At 35.4% G+C, this 19906-nt stretch carries 20 protein-coding genes and 1 riboswitch; of the genes, 4 read left to right on the forward strand and 16 right to left on the reverse strand.

Annotated features, from left to right (window positions below; translation table 11 throughout):
- Positions 1–143: 143 nt before the first annotated feature.
- The 4 genes from ltrA to ABE34_RS06080 all read right to left on the reverse strand — a co-directional run bounded on the left by ltrA (position 144) and on the right by ABE34_RS06080 (position 5920).
- Positions 144–1916, reverse strand: a complete 1773-nt coding sequence (gene ltrA / locus ABE34_RS06065) for a group II intron reverse transcriptase/maturase (RefSeq protein WP_197139928.1) — start codon at positions 1914–1916, stop codon at positions 144–146.
- A gap of 1334 nt (positions 1917–3250) precedes the next feature.
- A complete protein-coding gene (locus ABE34_RS06070; protein WP_197141129.1) occupies positions 3251–3424 on the reverse strand; it encodes a hypothetical protein in 174 nt (57 codons plus the stop codon).
- A 1126-nt stretch (positions 3425–4550) separates the two neighbouring features.
- The gene (locus tag ABE34_RS06075; RefSeq protein ID WP_197141130.1) at positions 4551–5258 is read right to left on the reverse strand and encodes a DNA alkylation repair protein; all 708 of its coding nucleotides are present in this window, start codon (positions 5256–5258) and stop codon (positions 4551–4553) included.
- A gap of 71 nt (positions 5259–5329) precedes the next feature.
- The gene (locus ABE34_RS06080; RefSeq protein WP_197141131.1) at positions 5330–5920 is read right to left on the reverse strand and encodes an MBL fold metallo-hydrolase; all 591 of its coding nucleotides are present in this window, start codon (positions 5918–5920) and stop codon (positions 5330–5332) included.
- Positions 5921–6054: 134 nt separating this feature from the next.
- Between ABE34_RS06080 and ABE34_RS06085 the strand changes: the two genes are divergently transcribed.
- The gene (locus tag ABE34_RS06085) at positions 6055–6177 is read left to right on the forward strand and encodes a YjcZ family sporulation protein (protein WP_079562266.1); all 123 of its coding nucleotides are present in this window, start codon (positions 6055–6057) and stop codon (positions 6175–6177) included.
- 417 nt (positions 6178–6594) lie between these two features.
- Here ABE34_RS06085 and ABE34_RS06090 read toward each other — a convergent pair whose 3' ends face one another.
- Complete coding sequence (locus ABE34_RS06090) at positions 6595–6828, reverse strand: hypothetical protein (protein WP_241746998.1); 234 nt, start codon at positions 6826–6828, stop codon at positions 6595–6597.
- A gap of 264 nt (positions 6829–7092) precedes the next feature.
- On the opposite strand from ABE34_RS06090, the gene ABE34_RS06095 reads away from it, so the two are divergent.
- Complete coding sequence (locus tag ABE34_RS06095) at positions 7093–7425, forward strand: DUF3139 domain-containing protein (RefSeq protein WP_197141134.1); 333 nt, start codon at positions 7093–7095, stop codon at positions 7423–7425.
- A gap of 103 nt (positions 7426–7528) precedes the next feature.
- Here ABE34_RS06095 and ABE34_RS06100 read toward each other — a convergent pair whose 3' ends face one another.
- The 4 genes from ABE34_RS06100 to ABE34_RS06115 all read right to left on the reverse strand — a co-directional run bounded on the left by ABE34_RS06100 (position 7529) and on the right by ABE34_RS06115 (position 11301).
- Entirely contained in the window at positions 7529–8311 is a 783-nt protein-coding gene (locus ABE34_RS06100) for an ABC transporter ATP-binding protein (protein ID WP_197141135.1), read from the reverse strand.
- Between the two features lie 17 nt (positions 8312–8328).
- The gene (locus tag ABE34_RS06105) at positions 8329–9312 is read right to left on the reverse strand and encodes a FecCD family ABC transporter permease (protein ID WP_197141137.1); all 984 of its coding nucleotides are present in this window, start codon (positions 9310–9312) and stop codon (positions 8329–8331) included.
- Positions 9309–10316: a FecCD family ABC transporter permease gene (locus ABE34_RS06110; RefSeq protein WP_430982155.1), complete on the reverse strand. Its 1008-nt coding sequence runs from the start codon at positions 10314–10316 to the stop codon at positions 9309–9311. The genes ABE34_RS06105 and ABE34_RS06110 overlap by 4 nt, the downstream gene beginning before the upstream one ends.
- A gap of 82 nt (positions 10317–10398) precedes the next feature.
- Complete coding sequence (locus ABE34_RS06115) at positions 10399–11301, reverse strand: ABC transporter substrate-binding protein (RefSeq protein ID WP_197141268.1); 903 nt, start codon at positions 11299–11301, stop codon at positions 10399–10401.
- Positions 11302–11919: 618 nt separating this feature from the next.
- Here ABE34_RS06115 and ABE34_RS06120 point away from each other — a divergent pair.
- Positions 11920–12570: a 5-bromo-4-chloroindolyl phosphate hydrolysis family protein gene (locus ABE34_RS06120; protein ID WP_197141139.1), complete on the forward strand. Its 651-nt coding sequence runs from the start codon at positions 11920–11922 to the stop codon at positions 12568–12570.
- Positions 12567–13631 (forward strand): toxic anion resistance protein, encoded by a 1065-nt coding sequence (locus tag ABE34_RS06125; RefSeq protein ID WP_197141140.1) that lies wholly within the window; start codon positions 12567–12569, stop codon positions 13629–13631. The genes ABE34_RS06120 and ABE34_RS06125 overlap by 4 nt, the downstream gene beginning before the upstream one ends.
- 117 nt (positions 13632–13748) lie before the next feature.
- Here ABE34_RS06125 and ABE34_RS06130 read toward each other — a convergent pair whose 3' ends face one another.
- The 7 genes from ABE34_RS06130 to odhB form a co-directional block, all read right to left on the reverse strand.
- Entirely contained in the window at positions 13749–13946 is a 198-nt protein-coding gene (locus tag ABE34_RS06130; RefSeq protein ID WP_079562258.1) for a DUF6501 family protein, read from the reverse strand.
- 546 nt (positions 13947–14492) lie between these two features.
- The gene (locus ABE34_RS06135) at positions 14493–14840 is read right to left on the reverse strand and encodes a DUF3221 domain-containing protein (protein ID WP_197141141.1); all 348 of its coding nucleotides are present in this window, start codon (positions 14838–14840) and stop codon (positions 14493–14495) included.
- Between the two features lie 112 nt (positions 14841–14952).
- Positions 14953–15180, reverse strand: coding sequence for a hypothetical protein (locus ABE34_RS06140; protein WP_197141142.1), 228 nt, complete (start codon positions 15178–15180; stop codon positions 14953–14955).
- A 210-nt stretch (positions 15181–15390) separates the two neighbouring features.
- Positions 15391–16122 (reverse strand): amino acid ABC transporter ATP-binding protein, encoded by a 732-nt coding sequence (locus ABE34_RS06145; RefSeq protein WP_197141143.1) that lies wholly within the window; start codon positions 16120–16122, stop codon positions 15391–15393.
- A 12-nt stretch (positions 16123–16134) separates the two neighbouring features.
- Complete coding sequence (locus ABE34_RS06150; RefSeq protein ID WP_197141144.1) at positions 16135–16860, reverse strand: amino acid ABC transporter permease; 726 nt, start codon at positions 16858–16860, stop codon at positions 16135–16137.
- Positions 16861–17040: 180 nt separating this feature from the next.
- Positions 17041–17907: a transporter substrate-binding domain-containing protein gene (locus tag ABE34_RS06155; protein WP_197141145.1), complete on the reverse strand. Its 867-nt coding sequence runs from the start codon at positions 17905–17907 to the stop codon at positions 17041–17043.
- Positions 17908–18023: 116 nt separating this feature from the next.
- Positions 18024–18209, reverse strand: a riboswitch (Lysine riboswitch).
- Between the two features lie 444 nt (positions 18210–18653).
- Entirely contained in the window at positions 18654–19895 is a 1242-nt protein-coding gene (gene odhB / locus ABE34_RS06160; RefSeq protein WP_197141147.1) for a 2-oxoglutarate dehydrogenase complex dihydrolipoyllysine-residue succinyltransferase, read from the reverse strand.
- Positions 19896–19906: the final 11 nt, after the last annotated feature.

A 19906-nucleotide genomic window follows, 5' to 3' on the forward strand; every position in this document is an offset into this window, starting at 1 on the left:
ATACAGATAGGTAAGCCTTTGAAGTTATCGCTGGCTTTTCCCCCTGTTCACACCGTACGTGCGACTTTCACCGCATACGGCGTTCCAACTAATCCAATTTATTCTTTCTATGTTTTAAGCAGCCGAGTGAAGATTTTCCAAAGTTAGATTATTTCATTGTTACATTTCAGTCGTAAGTTATTTACTTTTTCTAATTGCTTATTTGTAAGCTTTACAGCTTTTAGGAACTTTTCAATTTTTACTTTGTCTTTCAAATGTATAAGTTGATGTATAGCCTTATTCAAAACTATTAAATTTGAGTAGCTATCATCTTTTGAAATGTGAAAAGGATTAATATGATGACAATGCCAGTCGATAATACCTAATTCTTCACCTAAAATTGCACATTTGCCATACTGGGCAATAAACTTACTTATTCTGTTGTCGTTATATTCAATAGATCTGTTTGGAATGTAGTTTCTCATGACGTAAGAAAGCGTATTTTTATTGATAGCCTTTAGGCTATTGTGAATTTTTGCTCTGCCTTCGGCAGTATAGTTACATATCACTTGGGAGAAACCAAGTGTTTTTCTCCATCGTTGCGCATGGATGGGGACAAAGACCATATTTTGTATTTTAAATAGTTTGGACTTATATCCTTTGTATCGCTTCTGTAATGTCTTTGACATCTCATGAAAACTTGCCTCTGTTCGAATATTCTTTAGTTGATTGTATAACGTCTTGCGTAGATATAGATTTAACTCATTCAAGTTAATTGTAATTTGAGTTGCAGCTGAGTAATAGTTTTGGATACCCATTACAACGGTATTAAAATTCCAAACGGTCTGAATGCAGGGTTTTCTCTTGATTACTTTTATCGCTTCTTTAATCTTTTGAAAGGCATTTGCTTTAGCCTTTTTTGACATATCAGACTTTGCTACGAAACCAAATCTGGTCTTACCTTTTCTTATGGCTTTTATTGTAAATCCTAGAAACTCTGAAGAGTTTTTCTTTAAGTTCACGACCTTTGATTTTTCTTCACTCGTCTCCAAGTGTAATCTCTTTTTCAAGAATTCTTTTAATGCATAATTTATTTTAATTGCCTGTGACCTTGTTCGGCACATCACCTTAAAATCATCCGCATAACGGACAATAAAACACTCTTTCAAACTCGATTTCTTTAATTGCTGATACTTACTACCATTAGTCGAATACGTATAATTGCTTTCAAATGTTTCCCATTGGTCACTAACCCACCAATCCAATTCATTTAACACAATGTTAGATAATAAAGGTGAAAGAATACCACCTTGCGGTGTTCCTTTTGTAGGAATACCTTCTCCTACAATCTCTGCTTTTAATAACCTAGATATAATAGAAAGAAGGGATTTATCCCTAATGCCTATTGACCACATTTGTTTTAAAAGTTTGCTATGATTTACATTATCGAAGAAACCTTTAATATCTACGTCAACACAATAATGTAGTCCAGATTGGTTAATGAGAAATTCAAGTCTAGCTTTGGCATGATGAGTGTTGCGATTTGGTCTAAAACCATAACTATGTTTATGGAATTTAGCTTCACAGATTGGCTCTAAAATTTGCAGTACACATTGTTGAAAAATTCTATCCCATATCGTCGGTATCCCTAAAGGTCTAGTTTTATCTACTCCTTTTGGAATGAAAACCCGTCTAACTGGTTGTGGTTCATACCATTTGAACATACCTTGAACTTTAGCTATTACATCTACAACTGGTAAATGCAGAATATCATTAATTGTTAATTTATCGATTCCCGCAGTTTTGCTACCTGTATTTCTTTTGATGTTTCGGTAGGCAAGACGTATATTATCCTTAGAACTCATTAATTCTGTTAAGTTATAGAAATGATGACCACAAACACTTTGAGCGTAGAGTGTATCAAAACAATCTTGCATACTATAATACTCATTGTGTCTCAGTTTCTTCCGTTTCAATAAGTCGGTGACTCCTTTTGGAGTTAAACCTCTATTAGTCTCACAAGAACCTTATTAATCGATAAAGAACTGCCTTACTTGGTTGAATAAATCTTTATTAGTCTAGTGGCTATCCCTCCATGTGGATTAGACACTTCATTGGTACTGTGCCACCACTTTCACTGATATAAAGGCAAGTTATACAGTAACTAGTATCATTATTGCTTTCCTTGTCAACGTTTCTTAGGGGAGTAAGCCCTCCACGTTATCAGCTTAAAACGTTGAATTATATCTATTATAGAATGAACTTAGGTGCTTCCTCTAAGCCTGTTAGATACATACGCCTGTAACGTATCATGGATTTTCATATTAGTTAGTCTTACTCACCCACATCTAACCTCACAATTTGGTGATATACACATTTCTATGTATCGCAGTTCTAGACCCGTACATTCAGAAGTTCGTCAGCTTAACCATTTCTTTTCGGTTTATTTGCATTCTCACCATATTCATTCAACTCAAGCATCATGAATTACACCACTCCCTCGAGTAGGCTTTCGTCAGCGGACCTGGTACGGTAATTTCTCACGCCTTTTCACCGAGCTTATAACACAATCATTCTTACTAAATCCAGTGCTATTCGACTAAGAGAGAACCCTTCCGAGCGTTACCTCATCATTTGATTCTTCGATATAACCCTTCAGTTCCGAAAGGAACTGTCTAGCCTTTACCTGAGTAATGTGACCATTCTCAATTTAAACTAGAAACATTTCGCACCACTAAACTGCACCGTTAGTGGAGGACGGATTTTTAAACAACTTTATTATCTCTGCACAAAAATTAAGAAATTAGGCTTTTTTCGTTTCTCCATTAAAGCACCCCGTTATTTGAAGAAGAAAAGTGAAGCTTATTAAACAATCGCGCCCGATTGCTGAATATCAGTTTTCAATTAAAGGCCCTGTACTTGAAGTGTAGGAATGATGAATGATAAAAAATGCAGTTTGTTTTAATGCGCCAAATATACAGATTTTTATTCAGATAATACACTCTACATAATCTTGAAAAGTACTATCGTAGCCCTGTTTATATATTTGCATAAAAAGCTGTATAAACAATATTTAAAGGAAAATCCAAGAAATGTTGGTTTAACAGTATTTCTTGGATTTCGGTCTCTCTCCAAACTTTCATTTGGGAACGTTTATTATGATTGTTTTGTATAGCTTATAAGTCCTTGTTGCACTAAAACGCCCGATTGCTTAAGAGAGTATTGGTACAAATAGAACGTCAAGAAAAATGTCTACCGATATTAATGTGTATTAATGACCTATATTATCGTTGTTACCACTAAGTGGTTCTACTACTTCTCCATCTTTATCTATTACAATACTGTCGGTTTCCTTATTAGCCTCGGTCAAAGACCCATAATAAATAAAAACACCAAAAGTAATGATAGCTATCATTGTTAATACTATAGAAATTCTCTTTTTCATAAAGTAGTCATCTCCCTACATATAAATTTATTTTGTTCTAATTTTAATATACACTTTTTCCGATATAATCCAATTAAAGCACAGCCCTTATTCAATAACTACACCCGTTAGTGGAAGTATAACCTTCCCAAAGCGTCGTTCGGGGACATTTCATAAAAGAATGTTATTCAATAATATGGCCCGATTGTTGAACACAAGTTAAACAACCCTCAACTAAACTACTCCGTTAGTTGAAGAGCAACAATCTTTACGAAAACAGCCTTAAGTAAAGTGAAGACCAAAATTAAAAATACATCCATTATCTCAATAAAGATTTAATGGATGTATTTTTATATGCAAATAAAAGTTTGATTATAAAGTTTGATTATATATAATCAAACTTAAATTCTCTAAATATAAGATACTGTTTTATTTTATTATACTTTTTACCCTATATTCTTTTAGCTTTGTTTTTTTATTTGACCTTATTGTATTCATTTTGAATCACTCTCGCACTCACATTAAAACCATTGAGTCTCAAATTTTCGCAGCTATATGAAGGGAGATCACCTTTAAGAGTGATTTCATTAAATTTATCCATTAAATGAGATGTTTCCTATTGGACAACTCTAAATTAATTATTTGTGCAGATAAACTATAAACAATGTTATTACTTTCTAGCCCCAATTGCTATTTCTATTACTTGTTGTATTTGTTGCTGCGTGTTCTCATTCTTCTTTTTATCTATGTTTTATTTAGTCGCTACCGCATTTAAAAGTAATTGTTTGTTGTGATCAGACATAACACGCCATTCTTTAACCGTTACTTTCATTTGCCTCCACATCCTTTCAAATGTTTGCTTCCAAACACTGTATGCAATCGTAGGCGCATATAGGACACTTCGGCATTGATTTATAACCTGTGGTTCCATTATAAAAAAATTAGGTATACCACTTCTTGATTATGGAAGACTATTACGTTCTTTCTGCAAGTTATAGAAAGCACTGAACGCTCTCTATATGTTCAATAAATAAAAGTTACTTCGATCCATCTATATGACTTTGCAGGCCAAATTAAAAGCCACACCTTGTTAGATGTGACTTACGATGTTATTCGTTTAGATCAACGCATCGATGCAAAGCTAATTTTAACACCTTACATACTTGCGTTTGAAACCGATTCTTCCTCTATCCATTTCTTTTTGAATATTTTCGGAAGCATTTAGAAAACTTGTTTTTTTGTTGTCTCTTTTGAGTTCAACAACCCCTATTTCCTTAGCGGTTTCGTTCGCCTTTTCATGTAGTGGCAAATACGAAATCCCCACTGTGGATAAGAAATTATTCATAGCAGATTTTGTTCTTCCTGGTGAATCATGAATAGAATTTTTCACCGTTCCGAGCATATTGGAAATCTTGCTTTCGGAAAATTCATTGTCTTTGCGATTCCCTAAAAGCCAGCAATAGCAACTCCAACCCGCTGACATTTTTAGCTCGTCACCGCTTGCAATCCATTTATCAGAAACCTCTTGGGCAATATCTGACTCTGATAATGTTACTGCCACTACGTAATCAGATAGCATATAAAAATACGCTCCATCTATCCAACGATCAAAATCCGATTCAGTCATTGCTTTTGGGTCTGCAATAATGCCCGCAAAATACATCGCATCATAGTTACCTGTAGCATAAAGCTCTTCAGCTAATTGTTGATTTTTTTTTATTTTCTTTGCAATGGGTTTCATAGCACCTGTAGCAACACCAAAAAGAGGCTCATGCGCACCATTGGATATATACATTTTTTTAGTTCGTTCCTTACCGAGGGCTTCAAGCTCCTGCATAACAGTTTCGAAATCCATAGTTTTGTTCTTCCCTTCTTATCACTCTATACTTCTCAAGTAAACATAGTGGCCTTTTAAGATTTAATTAACTAAGGTTCTGAAATTACTTTTTGAATCTGCTCATTAATTTTATCCTTACTCAGTCCTCCATGGTAACAAATCACAGAATCAATGTCGAATTCTAGGTATTTCTTCAAAGAGTTTCGAGCTTCATTTATATCAAGTGCAGTCGGTGCATGAATTCCACCAATTATACCGTTTACACTGTACATCGACTCTCCAGCAATTAGTGTTTTACTTTGTTCCAAATACAAGCTTATATGGCCAGAAGTATGCCCTGGAGTATGAATAATGCGAATCCCAGCGCAATACGGTAATTCTTGACCATCTTTCAAAATAACATCCACTTTGCCCTTTGGTAGATTCTTTAGGTGCCCATCCTTCAACAAAGTTAAATCCCCTTGAAAATAAGGCTTATCCAATTCATGAGCAAATACTTTAATAGTATTTCCATACTTCGCTTCCGCGAGTATTGCTTTGCTCCGCGGGTATCCGCTTCGCTCCGCGAGTATTCGCCTTCCTTCCGCGGGTATTTGCCCTGCTTCCGCGAGTATTCGCTTCGCTTCCGCGGGTATTCGCTTCGCTTTTCGCGGGTATTGCTTTGCTACTCGGGTATTCATATTCGCCTTCCTCCCGCGAGTATTTGGATACCCGCGGAAAAAAGTTAAATCTTTTCTAAGACAACCTATGATAGATATCTCACCCCCCATAGAAAACTATACATATTATAAATTACAGAAAGGAGGGAATTATTATGTCTCAATCTTATGGTAATGGTGGATCTGGGTCTGGCTACGGTTCAGCATTTGCGCTCCTTGTTGTTCTATTTATTCTCCTAATTATTATCGGTGCAGCGTTCTTGTATAATTCGTATTAACGTACCTAACATATATCATAGATATTTAATCCATAACATGACAATTATAAACTTCAAACCTTTAATGAATTTTTCAAAATAATATTTCTTTTTTTCTTTCTAAGGGTCACTACCCTTCGGTGGCCCTTTAATGATGCAATACTATGCAAAATAAAAAGCCACTACTCGTTGTGAGTGTGGCGTCATCCTGTCGGTCAAAATTCGGACAAATTTTTCCCTCATATGATTAGATTTATCCAATGCTCTTTCCAATTAGAAACTGTTGTTACTAGTCTAAGTCATTATGTAGTCTAGCTTCTTTATTATTGCGCGCTAGTAATAACGCACTTCTTGAATCTATCTCCCTCAGAATATGTAACAGCCTATGAAGCATCATATAAACCTAAATCAAATTGGACGTGACTTGATATCACTATTTTATTCAGTTATTGATGTCACAATGGTTTTATTGTTATTACAGTTTAGACTATTAGCTTTAAATTCTATACTCGTTGAAAGCAACTGCAACATATTTAATTCGTTCGCTAACTTTTCTAATTCGATCAATCCTTCACTTTGCAAATGACTAACTTCCAACTCTAGTTGGTTTAATGATTTTTGAATTGATTCTATATTTTCTTTGTATTTCTCTAAAATAATTTTAGTTTCCAATATCTCAACCTTCTTGTTTGTGTTCTTTAGCATATGGCAGACTCCCTTTCTTCTACATGAAAGTATCCCAAGAATTGGATATAATAAACACTATTATAATGTTGTTTATCTTATTTAACAATATTAATCTCTTTCTAATGAAATTAAAAAACTACATATAGTTAGATGAGACTATATGAAATATAAAGGACTATCTATAAACGACAAGACAATATAATAATTATTAGAAGCAAAATTAGGCAGAACTGTTTAGGGAGATGGCGAATGAAAAAATTTTTGATTGTTGGGATAATCATTATGTTGCTTGCACCATTTTGTACAGTACATATGAAAAAGCGTCTTTATGAAAAAAGAATCGAAAACTATTTGATCGAAGATATGTCGTATCGGAAGGAAGCTATCCAATCTATTGAATGTAATTGGCACTTTGCAGGTCTTCCTAGTTACTGGGTGAATGTAATTTTTTCTGATGAAACAAATGTCGTCTATATTTATTTTGCTCATGATAAAGACCATTTAGGGCAATTTGAGCACTATACAATTGATGGGACAACTCTTTCGCCAGAACAATTAAAGCATTTTAAGCCTTACGATTAAAGTGATTCGCTATGTGTATTCGAAGACGCTTTTTCAAGAAATAAAAATAAAAAGATTGAAAACGACTGCTTCAATCTTTTTATTTCAAATGAAACTATTTAATTTAAATAACACCTATTGGAATGCAAATGGGGGCTTGATTAACAGGGCTTTCGATAATTTTTGAATTGAGTCCAAATACATGTTGAATCATTTCTTCTGTAAAAATATCATTAGGCGTTCCTTCTTGATATATTTTCCCATCCGCAATACTAATTAAATAATCTGCATAGCTCGCTGCTTGATTTAAGTCATGAAGCACCATTATTATAGTGTTTTTGTGCTTCTGATTTAATGCACGAAGTAATTCAAGTACTTCTATTTGATGTGCTAAATCTAAATATGTCGTTGGCTCATCAAGTAGTAGTACGTCTGTTTCTTGCGCTAATGCCATAGCAATCCATGCGCGTTGTCTCTGACCACCAGATAATGCATCTAATGTGCGATCTTTTAATAAGTCCATTTTTGTAGCTTTTAACGCTTCTTCCACTACTGCCTTATCTTTATCTGAATGACGTGCAAACAAGCTTTTATGTGGGTGACGTCCATATAGACATAATTCCTCTACTGTTAAATCTTCCAGTATTTCTGGTGACTGCGCTAAAAAGGCAAGTTGCTTTGCTACTTCTTTCGGAGAATATTGATGAATGTTTTTCCCATTTAGATAGACACTACCTTGTTTAGGTTTCATCAAACGACCTAAGGCATGAAGAATCGTCGATTTTCCACAACCGTTCGCCCCAATGATGATCGTTATTTTCCCTTTTGGAATGTTCAGATTGATTCCATCTATAATCGTATTTGTTTCATAAGTCAGTATTAATTCTTCTGCTGATAGTTGTGTCATAAAAGTTGATTATCCTTTCACTTATTCTTTTCACGTCTAAGTAAATAAAGAAAATACGGAGCACCAATGAGTGCTGTAACGATTCCAGCTGGAATTTCTACTGGTGGCATAAGTCCTTTTCCTATCGTATCAGCCACTAATAAAAATAAGGCTCCTAAAATAGCTGACATTGTTATAAATCTACGTGCGTTTGTATCAACAAGCCTTTTAGAAAGATGTGGCACTACTAGTCCTATGAAGCCTATTGATCCGACAACTGCTACAGAAGCACCTGTTAAAATTACGCTAACAGAAAGGAAACTATAACGTAATAATTGCACATTTTCACCTAGACTTGACGCCACCTTATCTCCCAATCCTAAAATCTCTAATTTTCGAGCAAATAATAACATGATCGGTACCAAAATAAGGCAAGGGATTAAGAATATGATTTCGTTCCAGCTACGTCCCCATAAACTCCCAGTAAGCCAAAGCAATGTTGTATTAACATTATCAGGGAATTTAACGATGAAAAATTGAATACCCGCTTGGCATATAGCGCTTAGTGCTATCCCTATTAAAGCAAAGGAGTGCGTTTTTGCGCCTTGCTTATAAGCAAAAACTAAAAGAATCGTAGCTACAGTGACCGCTCCTAAAAGTGCTGATATAGGCAACATGATTGTCAAAGCATTAGGTAGTAAAATCATGGAAGCAACTGCAAATAAGCTAGCTCCCTTTGTGACACCAACAACATCCGGAGAAGCCAGTGGATTTTTCAATATTATTTGTAAAATTGCTCCTGCAACTGCCAATGATGCTCCCACAATAATCGCAATAATCATACGAGGTAAACGATAGTTAAACAAAATAAAAGAATTATCACTAGAATGTCCTATTAATGTATAAAAAATATCGATAGGTGATATTGAGATAGATCCAATTCCTAAACTAATAAAAGAAAACGCGAGCAAAATTATTCCACAAATGCTAATAAGTAAATTAGGCTTTTTCTTTCTAATCATTGCTTTATAAGTCGCTCCTTCCTTACTAAATACAAGAAAAATGAAGCGCCTATCAGAGCAGTGACAATTCCCACCGGTGACTCATAAGGATATACGATAAAGTGAGATAAAATATCTGCATATAGTAATAAAGTTGCTCCTAAAAGTGCAGAAAATGGGATGACCCGGCTATAATCCGGACCGACTAGTTTCCGTGAAATATGAGGTACAATTAAACCAATAAAACTAATTGGTCCTGCCACTGCAACCGAAGAACCGGCCAACATAATAACTAATATCCCTCCAATTAGACGAATCAATTGGACTCTTTCACCTAAACTAGACGCCATACTTTCTCCCAATGATAATATTGAAAATGAACGGGAGAATAAAAAGGCAATTGCCAATCCTATAAGGATCCACGGCGATGCAACTTGTACATGTGTCCAATCTTTTCCGTTCAGGGATCCAACAAGCCAGTAGAGTACATCGGTTGCGCGTTCATTTAAAATAACGATGGCTTGTGTAATAGAAGAAAAGAAAAGATGAATCGCTGTTCCAGCAAGTGCTAGTTTGACATGTGTCATTTTCCCTCCAGAGGCGAATACATATACTGTTAGCCCTCCAAGCAATGCGCCAATAAACGCTGCATACACGGTCATTGATGGACTCAATGTTGCAAATAGCAGTGTAGCAGATGCAACTGCTAATGAAGCACCCGCGTTGACACCAAAGATTTCTGGAGAAGCAAGTGCATTCCGTGTAATAGCTTGCATCAATGCGCCTGCTACTGCTAATGCAGCCCCTACCATCACCGTAAGTATTGTTCGAGGTAAACGTAGTGTTTGAATAATCGTTGTTTCTCTTGATTGATCTATTTGAAAGATTGCATTAAAAATTGTATGGATGTTCATAATAGTCGAACCAACACTGAGGTGTAAAAATAAACCAATTAAAAGTAAAGATAGACTTATAATTGGAACGACCCATATATTTAATGTTCGTTTAGAACCCATTGTTTGTATCACACCTTTAACTGAAAACATATCTAAAAATAAGTAATGCGAGAATGTCGTATTATCAACATTCTCGCTTTTAGTAAAGAAATTAATCTTTTAATTGTTTAACAAGGTCATCACCAATTGCTTCAGATGAAATAACCCCACGATAACGAGTCCATAAATCACGATCTACTACAAAAACTTTGTTTTCTTTCACAGCTTTCAAATTTTCCCAAAGAGGATTTGACTTCCAATCATCAATCACCAATTTACCTTCATTCTGTGCTAACACTAAAATATCAGGGTCGATTGTTGAAAGTTGCTCTAAGTTAATTTCCACATAAGCTTCATTACTTTTTGCAGCGATTTCAAAGCCTAAATTCTCTAAAAGTTCACCATCATAAGAAGAACCAGTATGTCCTTGGAAAGAAGTATCACGAACAACTGCTGTTAAAATACTTTTTCCTTTTTCATCAGCTAATTCAGCTTTTAAAGCAGCCAATTTCTTATCGTGTTCTTTGAGACGTTTCTCTGCTTCTGCCTCTTTATTTACAGCTTTAGCAATTGTTTTGAATGAATCAATATTTTCTGTATATGTTGACTCACGACTTTTCAATTCAATCGTTGGCGCTATTTTTTGTAAGTCCTCATAAATGTTTTTATGACGTTGTACATCCGCAATGATTAAATCTGGTTGAAGTGAGCTAATTACTTCCAAGTTTGGCTGTTCACGAGTACCAACAGAAGTATAGTTTATTTTTTCGCCTACAAGCTTCTCAATCATGTCCGTTTTATTATCATCAGCAATACCAATTGGTGTAATACCAACACCTTGTAAAGCATCCACAAAAGAAAGTTCTAAAACAACTACCTTTTTAGCATTTGTCGGAACTTCTGTCGTCCCCATTTCATGTTTGATACTGATTGATTTTGTTACATCTTTTGCATCTTTATTTGACGCCTCTTTTGAATTGCAACCTACTAATAAGAAAAGCATTGAAACAACCATTAGTAAGCCAATCGTTTTTTTGTTCCATTTAAAAAACACTTGAAAGCCTCCATCAATTCATTTGATAACAATTATCATTCTCTTTTTATAACACCATATTCACTATGTGTAAATAGTTTTATATAAAAATATTTTCTTGCTTAATAATCCATGTGTTATCAAATTTTAACAAAATTTTATTATTTCTACTTTATTTTATATGTTCGACCCTCATCTATCACAAAAGATCGGATATCAAACGTTTCACAAACACAAAATGATATTCAAACTACTGAGAATTCATGACGTAAAAATATGTCCGAAAGTGAAACAAGAAAAACAATTTGCGAATTATATGAATAGCTACGATTTGATTATGCAATAATAAAAAATCTTTGATAGTTAACGTGTTCAACCTCTCAATGAGTATCTGGAACTAGCGATGTCGATTTTTGTTTGCTCCGACTTCTTTCCACTTGCCTATTAAAAAGATAAAGAAATTCCCTGTTCTAAAGTAATATCATTGAGAAACTTTACAAATAGCTGTAAAATTTATGTAAGCTTTATTTTTCATTGAAACTTTATGTCGATTATTTCGTATAAGAAGATAGACATATTTAAATGCTAGGAGGAAGAAACATGCTCAGTGTCGGACAGTTTTTCTCTAGACATACCGCTAGCCTCTTATTTTCTCTCACAACTGTTTCTATCGCAGCATTTGCGGCAACTCCAGGATACTTACTTGGTAGTTTATTGTTCGCTGGAACATACGCGTCAAGTACGACGTTGTTGAAACATAGACAGAAAAAGAAATTCATGCAATTAGCCGGTATCACAAAAGAAGAATACAAACATATTGAAACTCAACTTAAAGCAGCCAATAAAAACATTCAAACATTAAGTCAAAACTACTTACGTGTACGTTCTGTTTCTGCATTTAAGCAATTACTCGAAATGACACGACTTTCAAAAAATATCGTGAAAATTGTTAAAACAGATCCACGAAAATTTTATAATGTTGAACAGTTTTTTTATGCACATCTCCCATCCGCTGTTGAATTAACGGATAAATATACGATGTTATCAAGGCAGCCTGTGAAAGATAAGGAAATCCAAATTACCTTATCTCAAACAAGAGAAACACTTACAGATTTAAATGATACGATTCAAATTGATTTAAAGGATGCGCTTGCTAACGACATCGACCATCTTCAAATGGAAATCGAATTTGCGAATCGTTCCAATATACGACGAAAAGAACAATTGGAGTGGCGAGGCGATGATAAGTGACGGCAAATGATCACGCATTTCAACTAAATACAATACAAGGTATTTCCCCACTTGTGCAATCTTATTTAGAGACTACAAATAGTGAGGCGATGGCGACGTATGAAACACTATCGCCTCTTGCACAAAGTCGTGCACTTTTATATGCTAGTCAGCTTGACCTAACAAACTTCGAATCAGTCCTGTCCTTAGGGCAAGATTCACAGCGATCACTTTCTCAATTTGCTGATCGGATGCTTGCACAAGTAAAACAAAAAGATGTCACAAAAATTGGTCAAATGCTAGACTCGTTAATGCATACATTAGACCGAGTGGACCCTAACGCATTAGAACCAAAAAAACAGTCCTTTTTTAAAAAAATGTTTGGTAAAATTGAGCCTACTGTTAAGCAAACATTAACGGAGTTTGAACGTACTAGTATCCAAGTAGAGCGAATCGGTGTTCAGCTTGAACGTGCGCAGCTTCAAATGATTAAAGATGTAGAAATGCTAGAAGAACTGTATGCTCATAATAGAGGATACTTTGAAGAGTTAGCGACTGCTATTGCAGCTGGACAAATGAAGAAGCAGCAAGCCATTGAAGTAGAACTTCCAGAAAAAGTGACAAGTGTACAGGCATCAAAACAGCCACTAGCTGTCCAACAGCTTAATGATTTTGCCGCTCAAATCGAACGTCTAGATCAACGTATTTATGACTTACAAGTTTCTCAGCAAGTTGCCTTACAAACTGCGCCACAAATACGCATGATCCAACAGTCCAATCAAACACTAGCGGAAAAAATAGAATTTTCAATCGTTACTCTTATTCCACTTTGGAAAAATCAATTAGCTATGATGTTGTCTATGCATATGGATCATCGCTACGCGCAGCTAGAGGAAAAATTATCTCGTGCAAATGATCGTTTTACGAGCCCTTCCTTTGCACAGCAAGTATCAAAATTCAAAGAAACACAGCATGAACTGAAGTCAGCTATCCAAGATGTCTTCGCCCTTCATACAGCTACTGAGCAGGAAAAAGAACATCTACAAGAAGTTGCTGAATTAAAAACCTTTAAGCAGGGATGATTCCGTTTTATCAACAAAAAGGGTGGCTCAGAAATCATCTGAACCACCCTTTGGTTTTCATTCAAACCTATTGAATGAAACTCCGCACTCAATTACGCCAAGGCGAAATTGATTTGCTTATTCAAAATAATCTTTATAGTAGCCACCAATATTACCAGTGTTATCGATAATAAAAACGAACTCTTCTGTTTCGTTTTTCACATCATATTGTTGCCCTACTGTTAATACGTTTGATACTAAATATTTTGATGCATTTGTATGCTTACAAGTAACTGTACGTACTGTTGGAGCATCTTTCCATTTTAAATGTAACATAATCTCTCTACCTCTCTTTACTAGCACGAAGCTAATGTATACAGCTTATTTTATAATATTTTTGTACGCTTGTGGAGAAAAAAACCATAGATGACCATATTTTCTCCGTAACTATCTAATTTTTAACCATATCAATTTCGCTTTGGCGTTATAAGTGCTGTCGCACAGATAAACAATGCGTCTGAGGACATGTCTTCATTCAGTAGATTTCACTGTAGCTCTCATCACAATACATGGAGAGTTGGGAGTCTAAATGAATGGAGAAAATGAATAAAAAATTTTACTTCGAGGTGTTAACATGAGCTTTGGTGGTGTACCGCAATGGTTTTTTATCCTGGCCGTTGCATTTGCAATTTGCTTTATTTTATACGCAGAATGGAATTCTAGAAAATAACTCTGTAAAAAATTAAAAATGTACATTACTAAATTCAATTTTAGTAGTGTACACTTTTTTTGTCATTCAATTAAACGGAGACTTGATCGTTTAGTTACAATAAAAATATTTTTTCATGGAAGTTTAATTCCTTACTAGTTTAATCTCTCATATTACTCATTAATCTTAATTTTTTCCGCATTTGCTTGTCCGGGATAACTTTCTTTTATTGCGTTTGTCCAAACAGAAACATTTTGTCCTACTTTTAAAGATTCAATTTCATCTGTTGAAAACCATACCGCATATGGTCTACCATCTGATAATTTTTCAGTTTTGTCTTCCACTAAAATTCTTCCACCTTCAATTCGAACAATTTCGCCTATGATTGTAGATTTATTTGTTATGTCCTCGTTTGACTTTGAAATTTCTTTATCGATTTCCTCTTCATTACGACTTTTTTGACAGCCTAATAACCCAACTGATAAAAATATAATAGATAAAATTAAGCTAATTTTTTTCAATAACATCACTCCTTATAAAATTAGACTAAATTTCGTCGTTTTCGTTTCAAATAAAGTGCATAATAATTTTAAAATAAGGCATTATCCTTCTCAAAGAATAGTCCCCTTGAGCTTAAGAACAACACACTACAGCCTTATCCATATCTTTTTCATTTACTAAAACACTACCATTATCATCAATAATGAAATCAATCTCGGCATCTGTAAGCCTTTCTATCGCTGAATCAATAATTTCTTGACTTTGTGTTGATGAATCAACCCATACGTTATAGGTTTTTTCTTGCGAACATCCAACTAATAGAACACTAGTTACGGTTAATAGAATACATAATTTTTTCAAAGTACTACCTCCTTAACTGCATAAAATTGACGCTATCAGTGGAAGAAAGTTCCTAGAGTTGACTGCACCGATAATTGGAGTGGCCCAGATTATATCTTAATCACAAATAAAAGCTGAACTATTTTAGTTCAGCTTAATTATTTCACATTATATAATAAAATTCGTTTGGACTCACTTATTTAGTTATTCATTACCAAACGCGTATCTTATTTATCTTAATGTCCGTTTTAAAAATGCTTTTGTCCGTTCATGCTGAGGGTTTACTAAAACCTGTGTTGGAGGGCCATCCTCTACAATAACACCTTTATCCATAAAGACTACACGATCGGCTACTTCTTTGGCAAATTCCATTTCATGTGTAACGATTAACATCGTATTTCCGGAATCCGCTAGCTGCCGCATTACCTTTAATACTTCCCCTACCATTTCTGGATCAAGAGCTGACGTCGGTTCATCAAATAGCATTACTTCTGGATTCATTGACAATGCTCGCGCAATCGCTACACGCTGCTTTTGACCGCCAGATAGCTGTCGTGGCTTCGCATTGACATATTGATCCATACCAACAATTTGCAAATATTTTTGGGCAACTTCATCGGCTTCTGCCTTCGAACGCTTTAATACTTTCATTTGACCAACTGTGCAATTTTTTAGGACATTGTGATTATTGAATAAGTTAAATTGCTGGAATACCATACCTAAATGTGTACGATATTCTTGGATATTATGCTTTTCATCTAAAATATTTTCACCTTTGTATATAATTTGACCCCCACTTGGTATTTCCAGTAAATTAATGCAGCGTAGTAATGTTGATTTACCAGAACCTGAAGACCCGATTAAGCAGACAACCTCGCCCTTCTCTACTTGGAAATTTACATCCTTTAACACTTCGTTACGCCCAAATGATTTACTTAAATGCTCTATTTTAATAACTGTCATTTATTAGCCCCCCTATACTGCTTCTTTCTGTTCTTTTTGGTAGGCATCTGGTCCATCCAACCGTTTCTCTATATACAATAAAATTCTTGATGCTGTGAATGTCATGATGAAATAAAGGACACATGCTACAAAGAAAGATTCGAAATAGCGGAAGTTATTACCTGCAATCGACTTTGTTTGGAAAAATAATTCCGTAACGCCAATAACGTTTAAAACTGCTGTATCTTTAATGTTCATAATTAATTGGTTACCTGTAGCCGGCAAAATATTTCGGGCAACTTGTGGTAATACAACATGTAGCATAATTTGGACATGATTCATACCAATAGCCGATGCAGCCTCGTACTGCCCTTGATCAATGGAAACAATTCCACCTCGTACGATTTCTGCCATATAAGCGCCTGTATTTAGTGAAACAACTAAAATACCTGCCGTAATAAAGTGCATATCAATACCAAATGCTATATCTAAGCCGTAAAATACAACCATTGCTTGTACAATCATTGGTGTACCACGGAAGAATTCTACATAGCAAGTTAGTATAAAATTAATGAATTTCAAGCTATAAAATTTTACTCCCTTTTTACGAACTTTGATGGTATGCATAATTCCAATAAAAAATCCGATAAGTGCACCAATAATTGTACTAATAATCGAAATAAGTAATGTATAATACGCACCTCGTAAAAACATTTGCCAGTTGTTCTCAACAATAGAAATAATCCATTCTAGACTCATGATGTACCTCCTAAAAACGTCGTGTTGCTTTTTCATTACAATCGTCTTAGCTATCTACCATTTTAATTTGGCCGCTGTTTCTTTTATCTTATGAAACAATTATCTAAGACATTATTATAATTTAGTAAGATTCTAATCTAATGATATTACACGGACTAGTAGCTAGCCCGCGCAATCATATTATTGTGCTGCTGGTTGTTGGTGAATGGCTTCTTCCATAATTTTTTGACGATCATCTTCAGAAATACCTTTTAAAATTTCATTTATCTTCTCAAGGTTTGCATCACCTTTACGTAAACCAACTGCGATCGATGTATTTGAAATATCTGTATCGAAGCCCTCTTCAAATTTTACATATGTTAATTTATCGTTTGCAGCAGCAGCGGAAATACCTTCTGGACGTTCTGCTACATAACCATCAATTTTTCCAGCTTCTAATGCTACTCGCATTGCTGGGAAGCTATCCATAGCTGTCTGCTTTTTTACACCTTTGATTTGATCTATAACAGAGTAGTTAGATGTATTTAACTGTGAGGTGATTTTTGCACCAGAGAAATCTTGGATAGATGTTGCTTTTTCATATTTGCTACCTTTTTTAATTACCATTACAAAATCAGACGTATAGTAGTTTTCTGTGAAGTCGATCGTTTGCTTACGTTCTTCAGTAGGTGACATACCTGCAATGATAGCATCGATTTTATTTGATTGTAGAGCTGGTACTAATCCATCCCATTCCAATTTTACGATAACCAATTCTTTTCCTAAGCCTTCAGCTATTTTTTTCGCCATTTGTACATCGTAACCGCCTGCATATTCTGCATTATCAGCAATTTTTACTGCACCATTTGCATCACCTTGCTGCGTCCAGTTAAACGGAGCATAACTAGCTTCCATCCCGATACGGAATTCGTCACCAGCTTCCTCGTTATTCGTATTGCCCCCCTCATTACTAGATGAAGACGGCTCCTTCTTGTCACTAGTACCACATGCAGCTAACAAAATTGCAGTCACTACGGTCAACATTACTACTAACCAATTTCTTTTCATGTAAAACTCCCCCTTTTTCTGTAAAAAAATAAGACAACTGTACTAAAAAAGCCTAAGCTCTGAACTTAGGTCTTACTTTTTCAACAGTTGCCCAAATCCTCACTATAATTCCATCATTCCGAGATAGCACAACCTAGTAAACCTGGAAAAAATCTACTAGGACAGTCCTGCACTTATTCACTGCAGACCCAGCATAAAAGTACGAGCTCCTTTTACACTTCGGCGATAGTTCCTTCTTCATTGCGTCTTCGCTTGCTTGTACTCAACAATGAACTAATAAATACCGCGCCTCTACCTCACAATAGAAAAAACGTGAGGTTTGAATATTTAATTGATTATTAAGATACTACTATAAAACTAACTTATTCGTCAAGATAATTTTATTACTTTTCTGACTAATTACAATATTAGGGTTTTTTATCCTTTTTAAAGAAAATCCGCAAATAATTAATACATAACTTCTTTTTTAATAATTTTAGAGAAATTGTAGTTCTGTACAAATAATAGTTTTGTACTATATACATTATTATAGGGAAGCTTTCGCAAACGTTAGGGTAAGCGATCCGTCACTTTGGCTCCCTTATCCGTCGCTTCGTTAGCTTTATCCGTCGTCTCAGGTCCTCTTTCCGTCGTTTCAGCCCTTCTTTCGGTCACTCCGATTACTTTAATCTTCACTTCCTCAAATAATTCAAACAAGAAAAAAACCTTGCGAAACAATGTTCGCAAGGTTTTAAAAAACTCAGGAATTAAGAATTTAATAATAAATCTTCTGGGTTTTCAAGTAGTTCTTTAACAGTTTTAAGGAAGCCTACAGAATCTTTACCATCGATAATACGGTGGTCATAAGAAAGTGCTAAGTACATCATTGGGCGAATTTCTACTTCACCATTCACTTCAACTGGACGTTTTTTGATAGTATGCATACCAAGGATACCAGCTTGTGTACCATTCATGATAGGTGTAGACATTAATGAACCGAATACTCCACCATTTGTAATTGTGAATGAGCCACCTTGAAGATCAGCTAAACCTAATTTTTTGTCGCGTGCTTTTTTCGCTAGGTCTGCGATTGAATCTTCAATTTCTGCAAAGTTTTTGCGGTCAGCGTCACGTACAACTGGTACTACTAAACCTTCTTCTGTTGATACAGCTACACCGATATCAAAGAAGTTATTTAAGTGAATTTCATCACCAGAGATTTGTGCATTCACATATGGGTATTTTTTAAGTGCTGCAACTACAGCTTTTGTGAAGAATGACATGAAACCAAGTTTAGAGCCAGTTGACTCGAAGAATTGGTCTTTTTTACGAGAACGTAAAGCCATAACGTTTGTCATATCTACTTCGTTGAATGTTGTTAACATTGCTGTAGATTGTTTCACTTCAAGTAAGCGTTTTGCAATTGTTTGGCGACGACGGCTCATTTTTTCAACAGTCACACGTGATTCATCAACAGCTGCTACTGCTTTAGGCGCTGCTGGAGCTGCTTGTGGTGCTGCTACTGGAGCTGTACCATGAGCTGCAACGTCTTGTACACGTACACGGCCTTGTGGATCTACTGGAGATACAGCAGCAAGGTCAATACCTTTTTCACGAGCAAGTTTACGTGCTGCTGGAGACGCGATTACACGCTCACCAGAAGTTTCTACTACAACTGGAGCTGCTGCAACTGGAGCTGGAGCTGCTTGTGGTGCTGCTGGAGCTGGTGCTGCCTCAACTGGACCTGCTGCAACTGGAGCAGGTGCTGCACCTTCGCCAGCTTCTACAACTGCAATTACTTGACCTACAAGTACAGTATCGCCTTCTTCAGCTAAAATTTGAGTTAAAACGCCTGCTTCTTCAGAAATGATTTCAGCGTTTACTTTATCTGTTTCAAGTTCAACGATGAATTCACCCTTTTCAACGCGATCGCCCACTTTTTTTACCCACTGTGCGATACTACCTTCTGTAATCGATTCTGCTAATTCAGGGACTTTAATTTCAGCCACTTTCATTTCCT

The organism is Lysinibacillus sphaericus, from assembly GCF_015844675.1.
Lineage (GTDB): Bacteria > Bacillota > Bacilli > Bacillales_A > Planococcaceae > Lysinibacillus > Lysinibacillus sphaericus_E.